Source organism: Micrococcus sp. 093350064-1 (assembly GCF_053627955.1).
Genome location: NZ_JBSEYU010000002.1, coordinates 248,394 through 269,347, shown reverse-complemented (window position 1 = coordinate 269,347; position 20,954 = coordinate 248,394). Strand labels below are relative to the sequence as shown.

Annotated in this window: 32 protein-coding genes and 1 pseudogene; 2 read left to right on the top strand and 31 right to left on the bottom strand. The window is 69.9% G+C overall.

The window, feature by feature from the left end:
• Positions 1-17 precede the first annotated feature (17 nt).
• The gene (gene mscL / locus ACUW6W_RS03375; protein ID WP_063190071.1) at positions 18-440 is read left to right on the top strand and encodes a large conductance mechanosensitive channel protein MscL; all 423 of its coding nucleotides are present in this window, start codon (positions 18-20) and stop codon (positions 438-440) included.
• Positions 441-534: 94 nt separating this feature from the next.
• Here mscL and ACUW6W_RS03370 read toward each other — a convergent pair whose 3' ends face one another.
• Together ACUW6W_RS03370 and glmM are read right to left on the bottom strand one after the other, a co-directional pair.
• On the bottom strand, positions 535-762 hold the full coding sequence (locus ACUW6W_RS03370) for a hypothetical protein (RefSeq protein ID WP_010080407.1): 228 nt from the start codon (positions 760-762) through the stop codon (positions 535-537).
• 8 nt (positions 763-770) lie between these two features.
• On the bottom strand, positions 771-2,126 hold the full coding sequence (glmM, locus tag ACUW6W_RS03365) for a phosphoglucosamine mutase (RefSeq protein WP_029248315.1): 1,356 nt from the start codon (positions 2,124-2,126) through the stop codon (positions 771-773).
• Between the two features lie 160 nt (positions 2,127-2,286).
• Here glmM and ACUW6W_RS03360 point away from each other — a divergent pair, with 160 nt between their 5' ends.
• A complete protein-coding gene (locus ACUW6W_RS03360; RefSeq protein ID WP_063190069.1) occupies positions 2,287-3,087 on the top strand; it encodes a peptidoglycan recognition protein family protein in 801 nt (266 codons plus the stop codon).
• A gap of 71 nt (positions 3,088-3,158) precedes the next feature.
• Here ACUW6W_RS03360 and ACUW6W_RS03355 read toward each other — a convergent pair.
• The 29 genes and pseudogenes from ACUW6W_RS03355 to rplB all read right to left on the bottom strand — a co-directional run bounded on the left by ACUW6W_RS03355 (position 3,159) and on the right by rplB (position 20,943).
• Positions 3,159-4,111: pseudogene (locus ACUW6W_RS03355) on the bottom strand (polyphosphate kinase 2).
• A 140-nt stretch (positions 4,112-4,251) separates the two neighbouring features.
• Positions 4,252-4,740, bottom strand: a complete 489-nt coding sequence (rpsI, locus tag ACUW6W_RS03350; protein WP_036381561.1) for a 30S ribosomal protein S9 — start codon at positions 4,738-4,740, stop codon at positions 4,252-4,254.
• Between the two features lie 41 nt (positions 4,741-4,781).
• The gene (gene rplM, locus ACUW6W_RS03345) at positions 4,782-5,225 is read right to left on the bottom strand and encodes a 50S ribosomal protein L13 (RefSeq protein WP_002857519.1); all 444 of its coding nucleotides are present in this window, start codon (positions 5,223-5,225) and stop codon (positions 4,782-4,784) included.
• A 276-nt stretch (positions 5,226-5,501) separates the two neighbouring features.
• Positions 5,502-6,395, bottom strand: coding sequence for a tRNA pseudouridine synthase A (locus ACUW6W_RS03340; RefSeq protein ID WP_454179799.1), 894 nt, complete (start codon positions 6,393-6,395; stop codon positions 5,502-5,504).
• Between the two features lie 114 nt (positions 6,396-6,509).
• On the bottom strand, positions 6,510-7,238 hold the full coding sequence (gene rplQ / locus ACUW6W_RS03335) for a 50S ribosomal protein L17, sunset domain variant (protein ID WP_041103274.1): 729 nt from the start codon (positions 7,236-7,238) through the stop codon (positions 6,510-6,512).
• A 75-nt stretch (positions 7,239-7,313) separates the two neighbouring features.
• Complete coding sequence (locus ACUW6W_RS03330; RefSeq protein ID WP_041103317.1) at positions 7,314-8,312, bottom strand: DNA-directed RNA polymerase subunit alpha; 999 nt, start codon at positions 8,310-8,312, stop codon at positions 7,314-7,316.
• Between the two features lie 132 nt (positions 8,313-8,444).
• Complete coding sequence (gene rpsK, locus ACUW6W_RS03325; protein WP_002857513.1) at positions 8,445-8,849, bottom strand: 30S ribosomal protein S11; 405 nt, start codon at positions 8,847-8,849, stop codon at positions 8,445-8,447.
• A gap of 83 nt (positions 8,850-8,932) precedes the next feature.
• Positions 8,933-9,301 (bottom strand): 30S ribosomal protein S13, encoded by a 369-nt coding sequence (rpsM, locus tag ACUW6W_RS03320; protein ID WP_017487821.1) that lies wholly within the window; start codon positions 9,299-9,301, stop codon positions 8,933-8,935.
• A gap of 274 nt (positions 9,302-9,575) precedes the next feature.
• Positions 9,576-9,689 carry a 50S ribosomal protein L36 gene (gene rpmJ / locus ACUW6W_RS03315; protein WP_002857509.1) on the bottom strand — a complete coding sequence of 38 codons (114 nt, stop codon included), beginning with the start codon at positions 9,687-9,689 and terminating at the stop codon, positions 9,576-9,578.
• Between the two features lie 35 nt (positions 9,690-9,724).
• A complete protein-coding gene (gene infA, locus ACUW6W_RS03310; RefSeq protein ID WP_010080397.1) occupies positions 9,725-9,946 on the bottom strand; it encodes a translation initiation factor IF-1 in 222 nt (73 codons plus the stop codon).
• Between the two features lie 204 nt (positions 9,947-10,150).
• Positions 10,151-10,993, bottom strand: coding sequence for a type I methionyl aminopeptidase (gene map / locus ACUW6W_RS03305; protein ID WP_036381552.1), 843 nt, complete (start codon positions 10,991-10,993; stop codon positions 10,151-10,153).
• Positions 10,994-10,997: 4 nt separating this feature from the next.
• Positions 10,998-11,615 (bottom strand): adenylate kinase, encoded by a 618-nt coding sequence (locus tag ACUW6W_RS03300; RefSeq protein ID WP_036381548.1) that lies wholly within the window; start codon positions 11,613-11,615, stop codon positions 10,998-11,000.
• Between the two features lie 51 nt (positions 11,616-11,666).
• Positions 11,667-12,974 (bottom strand): preprotein translocase subunit SecY, encoded by a 1,308-nt coding sequence (gene secY, locus ACUW6W_RS03295; RefSeq protein WP_036317778.1) that lies wholly within the window; start codon positions 12,972-12,974, stop codon positions 11,667-11,669.
• A gap of 165 nt (positions 12,975-13,139) precedes the next feature.
• Entirely contained in the window at positions 13,140-13,592 is a 453-nt protein-coding gene (gene rplO, locus ACUW6W_RS03290) for a 50S ribosomal protein L15 (protein WP_036317776.1), read from the bottom strand.
• Entirely contained in the window at positions 13,585-13,809 is a 225-nt protein-coding gene (rpmD, locus tag ACUW6W_RS03285) for a 50S ribosomal protein L30 (protein WP_002857502.1), read from the bottom strand. The genes rplO and rpmD overlap by 8 nt, the downstream gene beginning before the upstream one ends.
• A 3-nt stretch (positions 13,810-13,812) precedes the next feature.
• A complete protein-coding gene (gene rpsE / locus ACUW6W_RS03280; protein ID WP_002857500.1) occupies positions 13,813-14,562 on the bottom strand; it encodes a 30S ribosomal protein S5 in 750 nt (249 codons plus the stop codon).
• A complete protein-coding gene (gene rplR, locus ACUW6W_RS03275; RefSeq protein ID WP_002857498.1) occupies positions 14,559-14,933 on the bottom strand; it encodes a 50S ribosomal protein L18 in 375 nt (124 codons plus the stop codon). The genes rpsE and rplR overlap by 4 nt, the downstream gene beginning before the upstream one ends.
• Positions 14,933-15,466: a 50S ribosomal protein L6 gene (rplF, locus tag ACUW6W_RS03270; RefSeq protein WP_036381545.1), complete on the bottom strand. Its 534-nt coding sequence runs from the start codon at positions 15,464-15,466 to the stop codon at positions 14,933-14,935. Before rplF ends, rplR begins: the two co-directional genes overlap by 1 nt.
• A 30-nt stretch (positions 15,467-15,496) precedes the next feature.
• Positions 15,497-15,895: a 30S ribosomal protein S8 gene (rpsH, locus tag ACUW6W_RS03265; protein ID WP_002857494.1), complete on the bottom strand. Its 399-nt coding sequence runs from the start codon at positions 15,893-15,895 to the stop codon at positions 15,497-15,499.
• Between the two features lie 73 nt (positions 15,896-15,968).
• Positions 15,969-16,544, bottom strand: a complete 576-nt coding sequence (rplE, locus tag ACUW6W_RS03260; protein ID WP_036317773.1) for a 50S ribosomal protein L5 — start codon at positions 16,542-16,544, stop codon at positions 15,969-15,971.
• Entirely contained in the window at positions 16,544-16,885 is a 342-nt protein-coding gene (rplX, locus tag ACUW6W_RS03255) for a 50S ribosomal protein L24 (protein ID WP_036317770.1), read from the bottom strand. The genes rplE and rplX overlap by 1 nt, the downstream gene beginning before the upstream one ends.
• Before the next feature lie 4 nt (positions 16,886-16,889).
• Positions 16,890-17,258: a 50S ribosomal protein L14 gene (rplN, locus tag ACUW6W_RS03250; RefSeq protein ID WP_002857487.1), complete on the bottom strand. Its 369-nt coding sequence runs from the start codon at positions 17,256-17,258 to the stop codon at positions 16,890-16,892.
• Between the two features lie 342 nt (positions 17,259-17,600).
• Positions 17,601-17,882 (bottom strand): 30S ribosomal protein S17, encoded by a 282-nt coding sequence (rpsQ, locus tag ACUW6W_RS03245; protein ID WP_036317768.1) that lies wholly within the window; start codon positions 17,880-17,882, stop codon positions 17,601-17,603.
• Positions 17,879-18,148 carry a 50S ribosomal protein L29 gene (gene rpmC, locus ACUW6W_RS03240; RefSeq protein WP_036317766.1) on the bottom strand — a complete coding sequence of 90 codons (270 nt, stop codon included), beginning with the start codon at positions 18,146-18,148 and terminating at the stop codon, positions 17,879-17,881. The genes rpsQ and rpmC overlap by 4 nt, the downstream gene beginning before the upstream one ends.
• Before the next feature lie 4 nt (positions 18,149-18,152).
• Complete coding sequence (gene rplP / locus ACUW6W_RS03235; protein ID WP_036317764.1) at positions 18,153-18,569, bottom strand: 50S ribosomal protein L16; 417 nt, start codon at positions 18,567-18,569, stop codon at positions 18,153-18,155.
• The gene (gene rpsC / locus ACUW6W_RS03230; protein WP_002857479.1) at positions 18,569-19,387 is read right to left on the bottom strand and encodes a 30S ribosomal protein S3; all 819 of its coding nucleotides are present in this window, start codon (positions 19,385-19,387) and stop codon (positions 18,569-18,571) included. Before rpsC ends, rplP begins: the two co-directional genes overlap by 1 nt.
• Before the next feature lie 2 nt (positions 19,388-19,389).
• Positions 19,390-19,755 (bottom strand): 50S ribosomal protein L22, encoded by a 366-nt coding sequence (rplV, locus tag ACUW6W_RS03225; RefSeq protein ID WP_017487837.1) that lies wholly within the window; start codon positions 19,753-19,755, stop codon positions 19,390-19,392.
• A 51-nt stretch (positions 19,756-19,806) separates the two neighbouring features.
• Positions 19,807-20,088 carry a 30S ribosomal protein S19 gene (gene rpsS, locus ACUW6W_RS03220; protein ID WP_002857475.1) on the bottom strand — a complete coding sequence of 94 codons (282 nt, stop codon included), beginning with the start codon at positions 20,086-20,088 and terminating at the stop codon, positions 19,807-19,809.
• 15 nt (positions 20,089-20,103) lie between these two features.
• Positions 20,104-20,943 (bottom strand): 50S ribosomal protein L2, encoded by an 840-nt coding sequence (gene rplB, locus ACUW6W_RS03215; RefSeq protein ID WP_010080386.1) that lies wholly within the window; start codon positions 20,941-20,943, stop codon positions 20,104-20,106.
• Between the last annotated feature and the right edge of the window lie 11 nt (positions 20,944-20,954).

Below are 20,954 nucleotides of genomic sequence, written 5' to 3'. Positions count from 1 at the left end.
CACGTAGGATTCTCGCCATGCTCCAGGGATTCAAAGACTTCATCATGAAGGGCAACGTCCTCGACCTCGCCGTCGCCGTCATCATCGGCGCCGCCTTCGGCAAGATCGTGAACGCGCTCGTCGAGGCGGTCCTCATGCCGCTCATCGCCGCCGCCGTGGGCTCGCCGAACTTCGACTCGTTCGCCGTGCTGACGGTCAACGGCAACGACGTGAAGTTCGGTGTGCTGCTCACCGCCATCGTCAACTTCCTGCTCATCGCCGCGGCCGTGTACTTCGCCATCGTGATGCCGATGAACAAGATGGTCGAGGCCCGCAACCGCCGCCTCGGCATCGACCCCGCCGAGGAGGAGGTGCCCGCCGACGTCGCCGTGCTCACCGAGATCCGCGACCTGCTCGCCGAGCGCCGCGGCGGCCCCACCTCCGGGACCACCGCCCTCTGATCTCCCCCTGTCCGACGCCGAAGGGCCCGGGACGACTCACGCGAGTCGCCCCGGGCCCTTCCTTCATGCCCTCGGCGGCACCGGGGCCGTGCCCTCAGGGCCGCGACGTCGTCCGGTCCGCGCTGGACCCGGCGTCCGGGGCGACCTCCGAGTCCTGCCGGTCCGGATCCAGGCACGGCAACCACTCCACGGGGGCGCTCTGCCGCGCACACACGGGCGCGTCCACGGCGAGGAACGCGGCCGACCACAGGACCGCCAGCCCCGCGAGCAGCCCCGCGAACAGGGTCCAGCGGCGGGGCCGGGGGGCCGCGTCCGACGTCATCGGTCCGGTCAGTCGTGCAGGCGCAGCTCGCGCTGCACGACGTCGGCCAGCACCTGGGCCTCCCGGCCGGCGGTCTCCTCGTCCGGGGCCTCGACCATGACGCGCACGACCGGTTCCGTGCCCGACGGGCGCAGCAGCACGCGGCCGGTCTCGCCGAGGCGGGCCTCCGCCTCGGCGACCGCCGCCTGGACGGCCTCGTCCTCGGCGGCGCGGGACTTGTCCACGCCGCGCACGTTCACGAGGACCTGGGGCAGCCGGTCCATCACCGCGGCCAGCTCGGAGAGCGGGGTGCCGGTCTCGGCGACGCGCGAGGCGAGCTGCAGGCCGGTGAGGACACCGTCACCGGTGGTGGCGTGGTCCGAGAAGATCACGTGGCCGGACTGCTCGCCGCCGAGCGAGTAGTCGCCGAGCTTCATGCCGGCCAGGACGTAGCGGTCGCCCACCTGGGTCTCGACGAGCTGGACGCCCTCCCGGCCCATGGCCAGCTTCAGGCCCAGGTTGGACATGACGGTCACGACCAGGGTGTCGTCCCGCAGGACGCCGCGGTCCTTGAGGGCCACGGCCATGACGCCCATGATCTGGTCGCCGTCGACGACCTCGCCGCGCTCGTCCACGGCGAGGCACCGGTCGGCGTCGCCGTCGTGCGCGATGCCGAGGTCCGCGCCGTGCTCGCGCACGGCCGCCTGGAGCTTCTCGAGGTGGGTGGAGCCGTAGCCGTCGTTGATGTTGAGCCCGTCCGGGGACGCGCCGATCACGACGACCTCCGCGCCGGCGGCGCGGAACGCCTCGGGCGAGCAGCCGGCGGCCGCACCGTGTGCGCAGTCCAAGACGACCTTGAGCCCGTCCAGCCGGTGCGGGAGGGTCTGCAGGAGGTGGAGGACGTAGCGGTCCTCGGCGTCCGCGAAGACGCGCACGCGGCCCACGTCCGCGCCCTGGGGCCGCCGCGGCGTCACGCCCTCGAGGTGACGGATGATCTCGTCCTCCTGCGCGTCGGTCAGCTTCTCGCCGCCGCGCGCGAGGAACTTGATGCCGTTGTCCGGGGCCGGGTTGTGGGAGGCGGAGATCATCACGCCGAAGTCGGCGTCCAGGTCCCCCACGAGATAGGCGGCGGCGGGGGTCGGCAGCACGCCCGCATCCCACACGTCCACGCCCGAGGACGCCAGGCCCGCCTGCACGGCGGCCGCGATGAACTCACCGCTGATGCGCGGGTCCCGGGCCACGACGGCGACCGGGCGTCGGCCGGCGTCGAAGGCCTCCGCGCCGAGGACGGGCGAGGCGGCCTGGGCCAGCTGGACGGACAACTCCACGGTGAGGGTCTCGTTGGCCAGGCCACGGACGCCATCGGTTCCGAACAATCTCGACATGATCAGTCAGTGTAGGGGCCGCCCCTGCGGCCTGCATCACGGGAGGGTCACGAAACGGGCCGGGGGGCGGTAGCATCGGACCGGTCGAGCCCCCGCGGCCGCGCCCGTCCGCTCACATCCGCCCGGGAGGCCCCGCCCCGAACCCGAAGGACCTCGATCCATGCCCGACGTGACCCCGCCCCCGCCCTCCCGTTCCTGGACGCGCCGCAGCGTGCTGGGCGGCACGGGCCTGGCGATCGCCGCCGGCGTGGCCGGCTGCGGGCGTGATGAGCAGGCCGAGCAGAGCTCGGAGGGCGACGAGCAGGCCACCCGCCTGCCCGCCCCGGACATCATCACCACCGCGCAGTGGGGCGCCATGCAGCCCAACTACTACCTGCAGACCCTGAACGAGCGCCCCTCCTACCTGGTGATCCACCACACCACCACTCCGAACGTCACGGACGGCTCCCGGGAGGCGGCGGAGAGCATCGCGCAGGTGATCCAGAACGCGCACATGGGCTCCGCGAACGACTGGGGCGACACCGGGCAGCACTTCACCGTCTCCCGCGGCGGCTTCGCGATGGAGGGCCGCCACGGCTCCCGGCACGCGCTCGAGGGCGGACAGACGTTCATGCTCGGCGTCCACGCGCTCGGTTTCAACGCGTATGCGCTCGGCATCGAGTGCGAGGGGCTGTACATGCTCAACCCGCCGCCGCAGAGCCTCTACGCCGGCCTGGTGCCGCTCGCCGCCTACATCTGCCAGCAGTACGAGCTGCCGCCGTCCCGCATCATCGGCCACCGCGACGTCACCGCCACCAGCTGCTGCGGCGACGCGTTCTACGCCAAGCTGCCGATCCTGCGCGAGGACGTCCGCCTCTCCCTGGCCTCGGGCGAGTACCACGTCTCGGAGGACTTCGGGGCGGACAACCTCTTCGACGACGCACACGTCACCCCGGAGTACCTGGAGGAGGAGCGCGGCTGAACCCGCACCCGCCCCCGCACACGACGGCGCCCCTCACCGGAAGATGAGGGGCGCCGTCGTGTGCGGCCCGGTCAGCGCACGCGCGGGAACGATCCGCCGAAGACCTCCCCGTACTCGGCCAGCTCGTTGGCCGGGCCGCAGACCTGCGGGGCGGGGCGGTGGACGATGCGCTCGTCCTTGTCCGGGTAGGGCAGCGTGTGCCGCACATGGCGGATGGCCTCGAGGCGGGCGCGCTTCTTGTCTTTCGACTTCACGACGGTCCACGGGGCGTCGGCCGTGTGCGTGTAGAAGAACATGGCCTCCTTCGCGTTCGTGGAGTCGTCCCACTTGTCCAGGGAGGCCAGGTCGGTGGGCGAGAGCTTCCAGCGACGCACGGGGTCGGTCTCCCGCGCGGCGAAGCGGTTGAGCTGCTCACGCTGGGACACGGAGAACCAGAACTTGATGATGTGCACGCCGGAGTTGACGAGCATGCGCTCCAGCTCAGGGGTCTCGCGCATGAACTCGAGGTGCTGGATGTAGCGCTGGAAGTACCACTGCGGGGCCTCCTCCTCCGTGGGCTTCTCCAGGGTCACGGTCCGGGCGCCGCGGGGGTTGAGGTGCTCGTTGAAGCGCTTGATGGCGCCGCCCTTGCCGGCGGCGTCGCGGCCCTCGACGATGATCAGGACCTTCTGGCCGGTCTGCTTGACCCAGAGCTGCATCTTCAGCAGCTCGATCTGCAGCTCACGCTTGTGTCGCTCGTCGCTCTTGAGGCTGAGCTTGGGCTTGTACGGGTAGCCCTCACGCCAGGCCTGCGGGTCCGGGGTGGGGTCTTCTTCTCCCCGCCGAGCTTGCGGCCGAGCTCCCGGATCTCGTCCACCTCGGCGGCGTCGTCACGGGTCACGGCGAAGGGGGCCTGCGCGGTGTGCTCCGTGCCGTGCTCGCCACGGGTGCGGGGGTCGGGCGTAGGACTCGTGTTCTCGGCCACGGCGGCTCCTGAGGGTGTCTTCGACCGGACCGCGCACCGGACGGGCGAGCGGCCCGTCATGGCGTCGTCGCCATGCGTCTTCATATTACCTCTGGGTCAGGTGCCGCCGGCCCACGGAGACCGCGGACGCCCCGCCCCGCTCGTGAGGAGCGGGACGGGGCGTCGGCGGGGGCACGGTGGGGACACCGTGCGGCGCAGGATCAGCGCTTCGAGAACTGCGAGGCCTTGCGGGCCTTCTTGAGGCCGGCCTTCTTGCGCTCGATGACGCGCGCGTCGCGGGTCAGGAAGCCGGCCTTCTTGAGCGCCGGGCGGTTGTGCTCGCGGTCGATCTCGTTGAGGGCGCGGGAGATGCCCAGGCGCAGCGCACCGGCCTGGCCGGAGGGGCCGCCGCCGTGGATGCGGGCGATCACGTCGTAGGCGCCGGTCAGCTCCAGCAGCGTGAAGGGGTCGGAGACCTCCTGCTGGTGCAGCTTGTTCGGGAAGTAGTTCTCCAGGGCGCGGCCGTTGATGGTCCACTGGCCGGAGCCGGGGACGAGGCGCACGCGGGCCACGGCCTCCTTGCGGCGGCCGACGGCGGAGCCGGGCACGGTCAGGGCCGGGCGCTCGGAGGCGGCGGGGGCCTCGGCGGTGGCGGTGGACTCAGAGGTGTAGCTCGTCAGCTCCACGTCGTCGTTCTCGTTGATGCTCATGGTTCTCCTCAGGGAAGGTCTGCGTCAGTGGCCCGCCGGGGTCACTGGGCGACCTGGCCGATCTCGAAGGTCTGGGGCTGCTGGGCGGTGTGCGGGTGCTCGGCGCCCTTGTACACCTTCAGCTTGGAGAGCTGCTGGGCGGCCAGCGAGTTCTTCGGGAGCATGCCCTTGACGGCCTTCTCCACGGCGCGGACCGGGTTGGTCTCGAGCAGCTCGGCGTAGGACTGCGACTTCAGGCCGCCCGGGTAGCCCGAGTGGCGGTAGGCGCGCTTCTTCTCGAGCTTGGCGCCGGTGAGGGCGACCTTCTCGGCGTTCACGATGATGACGTAGTCGCCCATGTCCATGTGGGGGGCGAACGTCGGCTTGTGCTTGCCGCGCAGGAGGGTGGCGGTGTGGGAGGCCAGGCGGCCGAGGACGACGTCGGTGGCATCGATGATGTGCCACTGACGGTCGGCGTCGCCAGGCTTGGGAGAGTACGTACGCACGTTGTCTGCCTTCAGGGTCGGTGGTGGTCCACAGCACCTGCCCGCCGGGTCGTGATTCCGGCGCGCTCGCGCTGTCAGTTCTCCGTGCGCGCCGGTCCCCCAGGTGAGGGCTGGAAGGCGTCCGGGCCCGATGCCCCGGGGGTGCGGCGCGAGCTGAAGGCCATGCAACTGAGCCACTCGCGGCACGACGCATCCGGGTGCGGGCATGCGCAACGTCCACCCATCCTACCGAACGCGGGCCCCGGAGCCAAAAGCCGCCACCGCGGGCCACCCGGCTCACAGGGTCCGCTTCGCCCGGGTGTCCTCGGCGCGCCGGCGCAGCTCCTTCTCCTCGTCGGGATAGCCGACGGCGTGCAGCGTCAGCCCCCCGGGCGGGGCGAGGCGCACCTCGGAGTCGCGGGCCGGCCTCGCCACCCGGTGCGCGAGCCAACCGGGCTCGCGTGCCCCCTCCCCCACCTGGAGCAGCGCCCCGACGATCGCCCGGACCATGTTGTGGCAGAACGCGTCGGCCCGGATCCGGACGCGCACGACGCCGTCCTCATCGCGTCGCACCTCCAGGTGCTGGACCTCGCGGATGGTCGTGGCACCCGCGCGGGGCCGGCAGAAGGACAGGAAGTCGTGCAGTCCGAGGACGGCGTCGGCCTCCAGCGCCATGAGGCGATCGTCCAGGGCGGCGCCGTGCCAGTGGGTGAAGCCCCGCGTGCGCGGATCACGCGCGGCGGGTGCGTCGTCGATCCGGTACTCGTACTCGCGCCACAGCGCGCTGAACCGCGCGTCGAAGCCCCCGGGGGCCCGCCGCGCCCCGTGCACGACGACGGCCCCGCCCCACCCGGAGAGCACCCCGCCGAGGCGTCGGGTGAGGGAGGTGGCCGGCTCCAGGCCGGGCCGGCCGCGGGTCAGGCCCGCCCACTCCGCCTCGGTCAGGTCGAGGTGGACGACCTGGCCGCGCGCGTGCACCCCCGCGTCGGTGCGTCCGGCGACCACCGTGCGCACGGGCCGGCGCAGGATCCGCTCGAGCCCGTCCTCCAGCGCACCCTGGACCGAGTCGAGACCGGGCTGGCGGGCCCAGCCGTGGAAGGTGCCGCCGTCGTAGGCCAGGTCCAGGCGGACTCGCACGGACGCGGGTTCCCCGGGCGCCGACGGGGCGTCCGGGCGGTGCTGCTCGCTCATGCTGCTCCTCTCAGCGGGGCGGGGCCGGGGACGGCGAAGGGCCGCCCACCGAGTGGTGGACGGCCCTTCGCCGATGCGTCGTCACGGGGACGGACGCGGACTCCCGCGATGGCGTCAGGCCATCTTCTGGGCGGCCTCGCCACCGGCGGGCTCGAAGCCCGCGGCCTTGGCCTCCTCGACGGTGGAGAACCAGACCTCGGCGGTGGTCTGGTCGTACCAGCGCGAGCCGGGGACGTGGTACTTCTTCGAGCTGGCGTTGCCCTTGATGGTGGCCTCGGCCGGAGCCGAGCCGTCCTCGTTGGTGGGCACGGCGCCGTCGATCTCGGCGGCGGCCTCCTGCGACTCGGCCACGGTGACCTCCTCGGTGGCGGCCGGGTCGACGGCCTCCACCGGGGTGGACTCGGCCGGCGCGGCCGGCGCGGACGCGGCGGCCTGCTCGGCCTCACGCACCACGGCCTGCTTGCCGGAGATCGGGTCCATGATCAGCTCGATCACGGCCATGGGCGCGTTGTCGCCCTGGCGGTTGCCGATCTTGGTGATGCGGGTGTAGCCGCCGTTGCGCTCGGCCATCGCCGGGCCGATCACGGTGAACAGCTCGTGCACGACCGCCTTGTTGGTGCGGTTCTTGGCGGCGATGAGACCCTGCACCTTGCGGCGGGCCGGCAGATCGCCCTTCTTGGCGAAGGTGATCAGGCGCTCGGCGTACGGGCGCAGGCGCTTGGCGCGGGTGAGCGTCGTGGTGATCGACTTGTGCTCGAACAGCTGGGCGGACATGTTCGCCAGCATGATGCGCTCGTGGGCCGGGCTGCCGCCCAGACGCGGACCCTTGGTGGGGGTAGGCATGGTGTTTCTCCTCGGGTGGGACCCTGCAGCCGGCTGCGGCGTCGGGTCGAAGATGTCAGGTGGTGCGGAATCGGCTCAGTAGTCCGAGAACGGGTCGTCGTCCATCTGGCGCGCGTGCGCCTGCGGGTCGTAGCCGGCCGGCGAGTCCTTGAAGGACAGGCCCAGCTCCTGGAGCTTCTCCTTGACCTCGTCGATGGACTTCGCGCCGAAGTTGCGGATGTCCATCAGGTCGGCCTCGGAACGGCCCACGAGCTCGCCCACGGTGTGGATGCCCTCGCGCTTGAGGCAGTTGTACGAGCGCACGGTGAGCTCGAGCTCCTCGATCGGCTGGGCCAGGTCGGCGGAGCCCTCGACGACCTCGGGCTCGTCACCCAGGTCGATGCCCTCGGCCTCGACGTTGAGCGAGCGGGCCAGGCCGAACAGCTCGACCAGGGTGGAGCCGGCAGAGGCCACCGCGTCACGCGGCAGCATGTTCTCCTTGGTCTCCACGTCCAGGATCAGACGGTCGAAGTCGGTGCGCTGCTCCACACGGGTGGCCTCGACCTTGAAGGTCACCTTGAGGACCGGGGAGTAGATGGAGTCGACCGGGATGCGGCCGATCTCCGCGTCCGCGGACTTGTTCTGGGCGGCGGTCACGTAGCCGCGACCGCGCTCGATGGTCAGCTCCATGTCGAACTTGCCCTTCGCGTTCAGGGTCGCGATGTGCAGGTCCGGGTTGTGGATCTCGACGCCGGCCGGCGCGGTGATGTCCGCGGCGGTGACGACGCCGGCCCCCTGCTTGCGCAGGTAGGCCACCACGGGCTCGTCGTTCTCCGAGGAGACGGAGAGCTTCTTGATGTTGAGGATGATCTCGGTGACATCCTCCTTGACTCCGTTGACGGTGCTGAACTCGTGCAGCACGCCGTCCACGCGGATGCTGGTCACGGCAGCACCGGGGATCGACGAGAGCAGAGTGCGGCGCAGGGAGTTGCCGAGGGTGTAGCCGAAGCCGGGCTCCAGGGGCTCGATGACGAACCGGGAACGACGGTCGGAGACGACCTCTTCGGTCAGCGTGGGGCGCTGTGCAATGAGCACGGACATTTCCTTTCGGCGAGCGTCCGCCATATGACGCACGCGGTGGGTGGAAACGAGGACGGGGTGGGGGCAGGTCCGCAGACCTGTCCGCGTCCGCCCCGGGCGGGGGCGGACGCGGACACAGCGCTCAGGTCAGACGCGGCGGCGCTTCGCCGGGCGAGCGCCGTTGTGGGCCATGGGGGTGACGTCCTGGATGGACCCCACCTCGAGGCCGGCGGCCTGCAGGGAGCGGATGGCGGTCTCGCGGCCCGAGCCCGGACCCTTCACGAAGACGTCCACCTTCTTCATGCCGTGCTCCTGCGCACGCTTGGCGGCCTGCTCGGCGGCCATCTGCGCGGCGTACGGGGTCGACTTGCGCGACCCCTTGAAGCCGACCTCGCCGGACGAGGCCCAGGAGATGACGGCACCCGTGGTGTCCGTGATGGACACGATGGTGTTGTTGAACGTGCTCTTGATGTGGGCCTGGCCCACGGTGATGTTCTTGTTGGCCTTGCGACGCGGCTTGCGGGCAGCCGATGCGCGAGTCTTGGGGGGCATGTGATTCTCCTCCGGGAAAGCTGCTGGTGCTGATGCTGCGGGCGGGGCGTCCGGACGTGGACGCGGTCACCGCCGGTGCAGGATCACTTCTTCTTGCCGGCGACCGTCTTCTTGGGGCCCTTGCGGGTACGGGCGTTGGTCTTCGTGCGCTGGCCGCGCACCGGCAGGCCGCGGCGGTGGCGCAGGCCCTCATAGGAGCCGATCTCCACCTTGCGACGGATGTCGGCGGCCACCTCGCGGCGGAGGTCGCCCTCCACCTTGTAGCTGCCCTCGATGTGGTCGCGCAGCTGCACCAGCTGCTCGTCGGAGAGGTCCTTCACGCGGATGTTCGGGTCGATGCCCGTGGCGGCGAGGGTCTCCTCAGCGCGGGTCTTGCCCACACCGTAGATGTACGTGAGTGCGATGATCACGCGCTTCTCGCGCGGAATGTCAACGCCTGCAAGACGAGCCATGTGGCCGTCCTCCTGTTCTTCTGCAGCAGGGGTCTGCACCAGAGACGTCCCGCACGACGCGGCACTGGGCCTCGCGGACCCGTCGTCGCGGCGCCGGGGAAGATCCGGCGTGCTCCGCGGCGGGCGTCCGCCGTCGTCGGTCTCCGGCCCCTGCGGCCGGAGGTGGGGGCCCTCCCCTCACGGGGTGGACCGCTGTCCCTGCTGTTCGGCCCGATGGCCGGTGGGTGGTGTGGTCAACGCGACGGCGTCGCTCCCCGGGCTCCCGGGGAGGCGATCAGCCCTGGCGCTGCTTGTGGCGCGGGTTCGAGCAGATCACCAGCACGCGGCCCTTACGGCGCACGACCTGGCACTTGTCACAAATCCGCTTCACGCTCGGCTGAACCTTCACGGCTCTTCCTCCTGCGCTCGCTTGGACGGGGGTTCTTACTTGTATCGGTACACGATCCGACCCCGGTTGAGGTCGTACGGGCTAAGCTCCACCACGACGCGATCCTCGGGGAGGATGCGGATGTAGTGCTGACGCATCTTTCCGGAGATCGTGGCGAGCACGACGTGCTCGTTCTGCAGACGGACCCGGAACATCGCGTTCGGCAATGCCTCCGACACCGTGCCCTCGACCTCGATGACACCTTCCTTCTTAGCCATGTCCTCCACAATCGTCATGCCCCGGGCACGGCCGCGGAGGGCCGGGTGACGGGGCGGGAACGGGTCTGCTCGCCGGCGCACACGAGTGCGCGCACACGAACAACGTTCGATGATACCGCATTCTCGGTCTGAGAACCAGCACAGACGACGACGGCCGCCCGGTCCGCCGGACGGGCGGGACGGACGGCCGACAGCTCGGGCCGCTCACTCCCCCGGCGGGACCGGGACCACGCCGAACCGGGCGAGCTCGGAGGCGCCGCCGTCGGGCGCGGTGAGCACCCACACACCGCCGTCGTGCCGGCAGACCGAGTGCTCCCACTGGCTGGCGCGGGCGCCGTCGAGGGTCACCACGGTCCAGTCGTCCGCGAGCACCTTCGTGTCGATGGAGCCACGCACCAGCATCGGCTCGATGGCGAGTGCCAGACCGGGGCGGATCTTGGGCCCCCGGTGGCCGGTGCGGTAGTTGAACACGTCCGGCGGCAGGTGCATGGCCGAGCCGATGCCGTGCCCCACGTACTCCTCGAGGATGCCGAGCTCCTCGCCCGGCTGCGCGGAGACGAAGTCGTCGATGGCGTCCCCGATGTCCCCGACGTGGGTGGCGGAGGCGAAGGCCGCGATGCCGACCCAGAGTGCCTCCCGCGTGATCGCCGAGAGGCGCTCGTCGGCCGGGTCCGCGGTGCCGGCCGCGGAGGAGCCCAGGATCACCGTGCGGGCCGAGTCGGCGTGCCAGCCGTCCACGATCGCGCCCCCGTCGACCTTCAGCACGTCGCCGGTCTGCAGGACCCGGTCCCCGGGGATGCCGTGCACGACCTCGTCGTTGACCGAGGTGCAGATCGAGGCCGGGAAGTCGTAGTAGCCCAGGAAGTTGGACGTGGCACCGCGCTCGGCCAGCACGCCCGCGAACACGGCGTCCAGCTCCGCGGTGGTGACGCCCGGCGCGGCCGCGGCCAGCGTGGCGTCCAACGCCTCGGACAGGACCACCCCCGCGCGCTGCATGGCCTGCAGCTGGGGGGCGGTCTTGAGCTCGAGCGAGCGGCGGCCGATCACGGGGTCAGGACTCCGCGCCCGGCTGGATCACGGGCAGGGAGCCCGTGGCGGCACGCACGGAGTACACGGCCTGCAGCAGGCGCTCGGTGACGTCGTCGATCTGCCCGGTGCCGTCCACGCGGGCGACGATGCCGCGCTCCACGTACTCCTGGATGACGGACTCGGTCTCGCGGTGGTACAGGTCCAGGCGGTGCTCGATGACCTCCTGGGTGTCGTCCGCGCGGCCCTCGATCTCGGCACGCTTGAGCAGACGCTCCACGAGCTCCTCGTCGGGCACCTCCAGCTCGACGACGGCGGACAGCGACTGGCCGGACTCGGCGAGCATGGCGTCCAGCGCCTCGACCTGGCCCTTCGTGCGCGGGTAGCCGTCCAGCAGGAAGCCGTGCTCCGCGTCGGCCTGGGCGATGCGGTCCGCGACCATGCGGTTCGTGACCTCATCGGGGACGAAGTCGCCGTTGTCGATGTACTTCTTGGCCTCGACGCCGAGCGGCGTCATCGACTTCACGTTGTGGCGGAAGATGTCACCGGTGGAGATCGGGACGATCCCCATCTTGTCGGCGATCCGGGTGGCCTGGGTGCCCTTGCCGGAACCGGGAGGGCCCATGAGCAGCATGCGGGTCATCGTGTGTTCCTCACTGTCGATACGGACGGCGTTGCGGGATCGGGTCGGGGCTCAGCGCAGCAGGCCCTCGTAGTGGCGCTGCTCCATCTGTGCGCTGACCTGCTTCACGGTCTGGAGGCCGACGCCCACCATGATGAGGATGGACGTGCCGCCGAGCGGGAAGTTCTGGCTGGTGCCGATCACCGCGAAGGCGATCAGCGGGATCATGGCCACGATACCGAGGTAGAGGGCGCCCACGAGCGTGATGCGGCTGATGACGTACTGCAGGTAACGCTCGGTGGGCCGGCCGGCGCGGACGCCGGGGATGAAGCCGCCGTAGCGCTTCATGTTGTCCGAGATCTCCACCGGGTTGAACGTGATGGACACGTAGAAGTACGTGAAGCCGATGATGAGCAGGAAGTACAGGGCCATGTACACCGGGTGGTCGCCGGGGCCGAAGTACCGGCTCAGCCACGTGATCCACGGGGCCGGCGCACTGCCGTCCTGCGGCGTGTTGAACTGGATGAGGATGCTCGGGAGCATCAGCACGGAGGAGGCGAAGATGACCGGGATGACGTTGGCCATGTTCACCTTGACCGGGATGTAGGTGCTCGACCCGCCCACGGTCCGCGAGCCGATCTGCCGCTTGGCGTACTGGACCGGGATCCGGCGCTGCGACTCCTCCACGAAGACGATGGCCAGCATGGTGAGCAGGCCGATCCCCATGACGATCGCGAACACGCGCCAGCCCTGCGTCTGGACCACCTGGCCGAGGCCGGCCGGGAAGCCCGCCGCGATGGAGGTGAAGATGAGCAGGGACATGCCGTTGCCCACGCCGTTCTCGGTGATCCGCTCGCCGAACCACATGACGATGAGACAGCCGGTGGTCAGGGCGATGACCACGAGCAGCACCGTGAGGATGGAGCCGTCGCGCAGCAGCGGCAGGCTGCATCCGAGCAGGGCCCCGGTGCGGGCCAGCGAGGCCATCGTGGTCGCCTGCAGCAGGGCGAGGGCGAGGGTCAGGTAGCGGGTGTACTGCGTCAGCGTCGCCTGGCCCTGCGGGCCCTCCTGGTGGAGCTGCTCGAAGCGCGGGATCACCACGCGCAGCAGCTGCACGATGATCGACGCCGTGATGTAGGGCATGATGCCGAGCGCGAAGACGGACACCTGCAGGAGCGCCCCGCCCGAGAACATGTTCACGAAGGAGTACAGGCCGCCCTGGGCGTTGCCCGCCGCGAGACACTGCTGCACCGCCGGGTAGTCCACCCCGGGGGCCGGTACGAAGGCGCCCATCCGGTAGACGGCGATGAGCGCGAGCGTGAAGGCGATCTTCCGCAACAGGTCAGGCGTCCGGACGATCCGGGCGATGGCCTTGAGCACGAGTCCTCCTGCGGTGGTCCTGTGGGGCGCGCGCCGGCCGCGGGGCGGGGCACGAGACGGCGGCCACACCGGGGCGGCCGCTGTGCGAGTCTACACGGACGGACCGAGGGCCCTGGTCCGGAGCGGCTGCTCCGGGCCAGGGCCCTCGGTGGATGGGTCGGCGTGTCAGAGGGTCTCGGTGGACCCGCCGGCGGCCTGGATCTTCTCCACGGCGGACGAGGAGAAGGCGTTCGCCTTCACCTGCACGGCCGAGGTGATCTCCCCCGTGCCCAGCACCTTCACGGGCTGACCGCGACGGACGAGGCCCTTGGACACGAGCGCGTCCACGGTGACCTCACCGCCCTCGGGGAAGTGCGCGGAGAGCTTGTCCAGGTTCACGACCTGGTACTCCGTGCGGAACGGGTTCTTGAAGCCGCGGAGCTTCGGCAGACGCATCTGCAGGGGCAGCTGGCCGCCCTCGAAGCCCGCACGGACCTGGTAACGGGCCTTGGTGCCCTTGGTGCCGCGACCGGCGGTCTTGCCCTTCGACGCCTCACCGCGACCCACACGGGTCTTGGCGGTCTTGGCACCGGGGGCCGGACGCAGGTCGTGGACCTTGATGGCGTCGTTGTCAGCCATTGTTGACCTCCTCCACGGACACCAGGTGCGGCACGGTGTTGACCATGCCGACCGTCACCGCGTCGGCCTTGCGGGTGACCTGGTGGCCGATCCGCTTCAGGCCCAGCGAGCGCAGGGTGTCCCGATGGTTCTGCTTGGAGCCCGTGACGCCGCGGGTCTGGGTGATGACCAGGGTGGCGTCCGAGGGCTGGATGTTCTTGCGAGTGGGCTCAAACACGGCTCACGCACCTGCCTTCGCGCTCTTCTGGGCGCGATCGTTCTCCATGGTGCGCAGCATCGCATGGGGGGCGATCTCGTCCAGGGCCTTGCCGCGGCGGGCGGCGACGGCCTGGGGCTCTTCCAGCTTCTTGAGTGCGTCCACGGTGCCGCGCACGATGTTGATCGCGTTCACGGAGCCCATGGACTTGGACAGCACGTCGTGGATGCCGGCGCACTCGAGCACGGCGCGCACCGGACCGCCGGCGATCACGCCGGTACCCGGGGAGGCCGGGCGGAGCAGCACGACGCCGGCGGCGTCCTCACCCTGCACCAGGTGCGGGATGGTGGAGCCGACGCGGGGGACGCGGAAGAAGGACTTCTTGGCCTCCTCCACGGCCTTCTGGATCGCGGCGGGGACCTCCTTCGCCTTGCCGTAGCCGACGCCGACGGTGCCGTCGCCGTCACCCACCACCACGAGGGCGGTGAAGGAGAAGCGGCGGCCGCCCTTGACGACCTTGGAGACGCGGTTGATGCCCACGACGCGCTCGAGGAACTGGTCCTTCTCGTCGTCCTGGGCGCCACGACGGTTGCGGTCGTCGCGACGGCCGCCACGACGATCGCCGTCACGGCCACCGCGGCCGCCGTCGCGACCGCCGCGGCCACCGGTGGCGCGCTCGGTGGTCTGGCTCGCCGAGCCCGACCCGGTCTCGGAGACGGTGGTCTCGGTGCTCTCGGTCACCTGAGTGTCCTTCTGGTTGATGTTCTCGGTCACAGCTGCAGCCCACCCTCTCGCGCACCGTCGGCCACGGCCGCGACGCGCCCGTGGTACTTGTTGCCGCCGCGGTCGAAGACCACGGCCTCGATGCCGGCCGCCTTGGCACGCTCGGCGACGAGCTCGCCCACGCGCTTGGCCTTGGCCGTCTTGTCGCCCTCGAGCGCACGCACGTCGGCCTCCATGGTGGAGGCGTACGCGAGCGTGCGGCTCTGCGTGTCGTCCACGACCTGCACGAACATGTGCCGTGCAGAGCGGTTGACGACGAGGCGGGGACGGACGGTGGTGCCGGAGATCCGCTTGCGCACCCGGAGGTGGCGGCGGGTGCGGGCGTTGAACTTGCCCTTGCCCTTCACCTTCAGAGTAGACATCACTTACCTGCCTTTCCGGCCTTGCGGCGGATCTGCTCGCCCGCGTAGCGCACGCCCTTGCCCTTGTACGGGTCGGGGCGGCGCAGCTTGCGGATGTTGGCGGCGGTCTCGCCGACCTGCTGCTTGTCGATACCGGCGACGGTGACCTTGTTGCCCTCCACCGTGAAGGTGATGCCCTGGGGCGCCTTCACCGGGACGGGGTGGGAGTAGCCCAGGGCGAACTCGAGGTCCTGGCCCTTGGCCTGCACGCGGTAGCCGGTGCCGACGACCTCGAGCTGCTTGGAGAAGCCGTTGGTCACGCCCTCGACCATGTTGCTGATGAGGGTGCGGGTCAGACCGTGCAGGGAGCGGGACTCACGCTCGTCGTCGGGGCGGGCCACGGTGACCTGCCCCTCCTCGAGGGTGGCCGTGATGGGCGTGGGCAGCGAGTGCTCGAGCTGGCCCTTGGGGCCCTTCACGGAGACGCGGTCGCCGTCGATGGTCACATCGACGCCGGCGGGGATGGTGATCGGGAGACGTCCGATTCGAGACATGTCAGTTCAGCCTTTCTTCCGTCTTGCCCGTCACCAGACGTAGGCGAGGACTTCTCCGCCCACGCCCTTCTTGGCGGCCTGCTGGTTCGTGAGGAGACCAGAGGAGGTGGACAGGATGGCGATGCCGAGGCCGCCCAGCACGTGGGGCAGGTTCGTGGACTTCGCGTACACGCGCAGGCCCGGCTTGGAGATGCGGCGCAGGCCGGCGATCGCACGCTCACGCTGCGGGCCGAACTTCAGGTCGATGGTCAGCTTCTTGCCGACCTCGGCCTCCTCCTCGCGCCAGTCCTGGATGTAGCCCTCGGCCTTGAGGATCTCGGCGACGCGAGTCTTCAGCTTCGAGGACGGCATGGACACGGTGTCGTGGTAGGCCGAGTTTGCGTTGCGCAGACGGGTCAGCATGTCTGCGACGGGATCGGTCATGGTCATGTGGGCTTCACGCCCTTTCTCGCCGTGGTTTCCGCCACCGGTTCACCGGTGGAGGACCTGTGGCGTGGAGGTCTTACTGGTCGGTCTTGAACGGGAAGCCCAGCGCCTTGAGCAGCGCGCGGCCCTCGTCGTCGTTCTTGGCGGTCGTCACCACGGTGATGTCCATGCCGCGCACGCGGTCGATCTTGTCCTGATCGATCTCGTGGAACACGGTCTGCTCGGACAGGCCGAAGGTGTAGTTGCCGTTGCCGTCGAACTGGCGGTCGGACAGGCCGCGGAAGTCACGGATGCGCGGCAGCGCGAGCGTGACCAGGCGGTCCAGGAACTCCCACATGCGGTCGCCACGGAGCGTGGCGTGCGTGCCGATGGGCATGCCCTCACGCAGCTTGAACTGCGCGATGGACTTGCGGGCCTTGGTGATCATCGGCTTCTGGCCGGTGATGGCGGTGAGGTCGGCGACCGCGCCGTCGATGATCTTGGAGTCCTTGGCGGCCTCCCCGACGCCCATGTTGACGACGACCTTCACGAGACCCGGCACCTGCATGACGTTCCCGTACTGGAACTGCTCCTGCAGGGCGCCGCGGATCTCGTCGCGGTACTTGGTCTTCAGACGCGGGGTGACCTTCTCGGTCTGCTGCACCTCGGTCATCACAGCTCCTTCCCCGAGGCCTTGGCGAAGCGGACCTTCACGGTCTTGCTCACGCCGTCCTTCTCGACGGTCTCGAAGCGGTAGCCCACACGGGTCGGCTTCTTGGTCTCCGGGTCCACCACGGCCACGTTCGAGATGTGGATCGGGGCCTCGACGACCTGCAGGCCGCCCTCGGTGGAACCGTTGTTGTCCTGGCCGGCGCGCAGGTGCTTGGTCACGCGGTTCACGCCCTCGACGAGCACGCGCTCATCCGCCGGGAACACGCGCAGGACCTTGCCCTGCTTGCCCTTGTCCTTGCCACTGATGACCTGGACGAGGTCGTCCTTCTTGATCTTGGCCATGAGGTCAGATCACCTCCGGGGCGAGCGACACGATCTTCATGAACTTCTTGTCACGCAGCTCGCGACCCACGGGGCCGAAGATGCGCGTGCCACGGGGCTCGCCGTCGGTCTTCAGGATGACCGCCGCGTTCTCGTCGAACTTGATGTACGAGCCGTCGGGACGGCGGGACTGCTTGCGGGTGCGGACCACCACGGCCTTGACGACGTCGCCCTTCTTGACGTTGCCGCCGGGGATGGCGTCCTTCACGGTGGCGACGATGGTGTCGCCGATGCCTGCGTAGCGGCGTCCGGAACCGCCGAGAACACGGATGGTCAGGATTTCCTTCGCACCGGTGTTGTCGGCGACCTTGAGCCGCGACTCCTGCTGGATCACTTGTCTCTCCTAGCGTCGCGCCGGTTCTCCCCCACGATGGGCGAGCCTTGCGGAACGGTTGAACGGGCATCCCGGGACGCTTACCCCTCCCCCGAGGCGGGCCGCCCGCCGTCGTCCCCCGGCGACGCGTGTTCAGACAGCGTCGGGGAGGTCGAGAGCGGAGGGGCGCGCAGGGCAGGGCCGAGGCGGATCCGGGATCGGCGTGCGCGGCCCTCGGCACACAGGATGGATGGTCCTGCCAACGAGAGGGCGCACGAATATCAGAGTCTAACGCACAAGGCCGCCCCGTGCCAGTGCACGGGGCGGCCCTCTGCGTCGCCGGCCCTCAGGGGGCCGGGTCGATCACTTGGCGCGCTCGACGATCTCCACCAGACGCCACCGCTTGGAGGCGGACAGCGGGCGGGTCTCGGCGAGGCGGACGCGGTCGCCCACGCCGGCGGTGTTGTCCTCGTCGTGCGCCTTCACGCGCTTCGAGGTCTTCAGCACCTTGCCGTAGAGCGAGTGCTTCTTGCGGTCCTCGACCTCGACGACGATGGTCTTGTCCATCTTGTCGGAGACGACGATGCCACGGAGGGCCTTGCGGTAGCCGCGCTCCTCGGAGACGGCCGGGGTCTGCTCGGTCACTTGGCAGCCTCCTCGTTCTTCTCGGCCTGCGCCTCGGCGGCGACATCGCCGCGGATGCCCAGCTCGCGCTCGCGCAGGATCGTGTAGATGCGCGCGATGTCACGCTTGACGGCCTTCAGCCGGCTGGCGTTGTCCAGCTGACCGGTGGCGGCCTGGAAGCGCAGGTTGAACAGCTCCTCCTTGGAGGACTTCAGGGCCTCCAGCAGGCGGGCGTTGTCCATCCCGTCCAGGGACTCGACGTTCAGATCCTTGGTGCCGATCGCCATGGGATCACTCACCACCCTCTCGACGGATGATACGGGCCTTCAGCGGCAGCTTGTGGATGGCCAGGCGGAGCGCCTCGCGGGCGACGTCCTCCGTGACACCCGACAGCTCGAAGAGCACGCGTCCGGGCTTGACGTTGGCGACCCACCACTCCGGCGAGCCCTTGCCGGAGCCCATGCGGGTCTCGGCGGGCTTCTTGGTGAGCGGACGGTCCGGGTAGATGTTGATCCAGACCTTGCCGCCACGCTTGATGTAGCGGGTCATGGCGATACGGGCGGCCTCGATCTGACGGTTGGTCACATAGGCCGGCGTGAGCGCCTGGATGCCCCACTCGCCGAACGTCACGGTGGTGCCGCCCTTGGCGGCGCCGGAACGCTTGGGGTGGTGCTGCTTGCGGTGCTTGACGCGACGGGGGATCAGCATCAGGCGTTGCCTCCTTCAGCGGGAGCGGCGGCCGGGGTCTCGGCGCCGGCGCCGGCGTTCTCCTGGCGGGGAGCACGCTCGGCGCGATCGTTGCGACGACGACGCTCACCGCCGCCGCGGCGCTCGCCGCCACGGCCACGGCCGGAGGGCTGCGCGGCCTCCTTGGCCGCGAGCTCCTTGGCGGTCAGGTCGCCCTTGTAGATCCAGACCTTCACGCCGATGCGGCCGAAGGTGGTCTTGGCCTCGAACTTGCCGAAGTCGATGTTCGCGCGGAGGGTGTGCAGCGGCACGCGACCCTCGCGGTAGAACTCCGAGCGGCTCATCTCGGCGCCGCCGAGGCGGCCGGAGCACTGGATGCGGATGCCCTGCGCGCCGGCGCGCATGGCGGACTGGATCGCCTTCTTCATCGCGCGGCGGAACGCCACGCGCGAGGCGAGCTGCTCGGCCACACCCTGCGCCACCAGCTGGGCATCGGTCTCGGGGTTCTTGACCTCGAGGATGTTCAGCTGGATCTGCTTGCCGGTGAGCTTCTCGAGCTCACCGCGGATGCGGTCGGCCTCGGCGCCGCGGCGGCCGATCACGATGCCCGGACGCGCGGTGTGGATGTCCACGCGCACGCGGTCACGGGTGCGCTCGATCTCCACCTTGGAGATGCCGGCGCGCTCCATGCCGGTGGTCATCAGCTCGCGGATCTTGACGTCCTCCTTGAGGAAGTCAGCGTAGCGCTGGCCCTCCTTGTGGGAGTCCGCGAACCAGTGCGAGACGTGGTCGGTGGTGATGCCGAGGCGGAACCCGTTGGGGTTGATCTTCTGGCCCATTGTCAGTTCCCACCCTTCTCGTCCTTGGACGCGACGACCACGGTCACGTGGCTCGTGCGCTTGTTGATGCGGTACGCGCGGCCCTGAGCACGGGGCTGGAACCGCTTCATGGTCGGGCCCTCGTCCACGAAGGCCTCGGTGATGTAGAGGGCGTCCTCGTCGAAGGCCTGGCCCTCGCGGTCCGCCTTGACGCGGGCGTTCGCCACCGCGGAGGCCACCAGCTTGTACACCGGCTCCGAAGCGCCCTGCTGGGCGAACTTCAGGATGGCCAGTGCTTCGGTGGCCTGCTTGCCACGGACCAGGTCGACGACGCGCCGGGCCTTCATCGGCGTCACGCGCAGGTGGCGCGCAATTGCCTTGGCTTCCATTGCTTCTCTCTTTCGATTCTCGAGAAGGTCAAGCGTGCTGTGCCCTCAGGCTCAGCGGCGCTTGCCCTTCTTGTCGTCCTTCACGTGGCCGCGGTAGGTCCGGGTCGGGGCGAACTCGCCCAGCTTGTGACCCACCATGGACTCGGTGACGAACACCGGGACGTGCTTGCGTCCGTCGTGGACCGCGATGGTGTGACCCAGCATGTCCGGGATGATCATCGACCGGCGGGACCAGGTCTTGATGACGTTCTTGCTGCCCTTCTCGTTCTCGGCCAGAACCTTCAGGTAGAGGTGCTGATCGACGAAGGGGCCCTTCTTCAGGCTGCGAGGCATGTCTTCCCTGCTCCCTTATCGCTTGTTCTTGCCGGTACGACGGCGACGCACGATGAGCTTGTCGCTTTCCTTGTTCGGACGACGCGTGCGGCCCTCGGGCTTGCCGTTCCGGTTGACGGGGTGACGACCGCCGGAGGTCTTGCCCTCGCCACCGCCGTGCGGGTGGTCGACCGGGTTCATGACGACGCCGCGGACGGTCGGGCGGACGCCCTTCCAGCGCATGCGGCCGGCCTTGCCCCAGTTGATGTTCGACTGCTCGGCGTTGCCGACCTCGCCGATCGTGGCGCGGCAGCGCACGTCGACGTTGCGGATCTCACCGGAGGGCAGGCGCAGCTGGGCGTACTTGCCCTCGCGGGCGACCAGCTGCACGGACGCGCCGGCGGAGCGGGCCATCTTGGCGCCGCCGCCGGGGCGCAGCTCCACCGCGTGGATGGTGGTGCCCACGGGGATGTTGCGCATCGGCAGGTTGTTGCCGGGCTTGATGTCGGCGTTCGGGCCGGCCTCGACCACGTCGCCCTGCTTCAGCTTGGCCGGGGCCAGGATGTAGCGCTTGGCGCCGTCCGCGTAGTGCAGCAGCGCGATGCGGGCGGTGCGGTTCGGGTCGTACTCGATGTGCGCGACGGTGGCGGGCACGCCGTCCTTGTCGTGGCGACGGAAGTCGACCAGGCGGTACTGGCGCTTGTGGCCGCCGCCCTTGTGACGGGTGGTGATGCGACCGGTGTTGTTGCGGCCGCCGGTCTTGTGCAGCGGACGGAGAAGGGACTTCTCCGGCGTGGACCGGGTGATCTCTGCGAAGTCGGCCACGGACGAGCCACGCAGGCCCGGGGTGGTCGGCTTGTACTTACGGATAGCCATGTGTCAGTTCC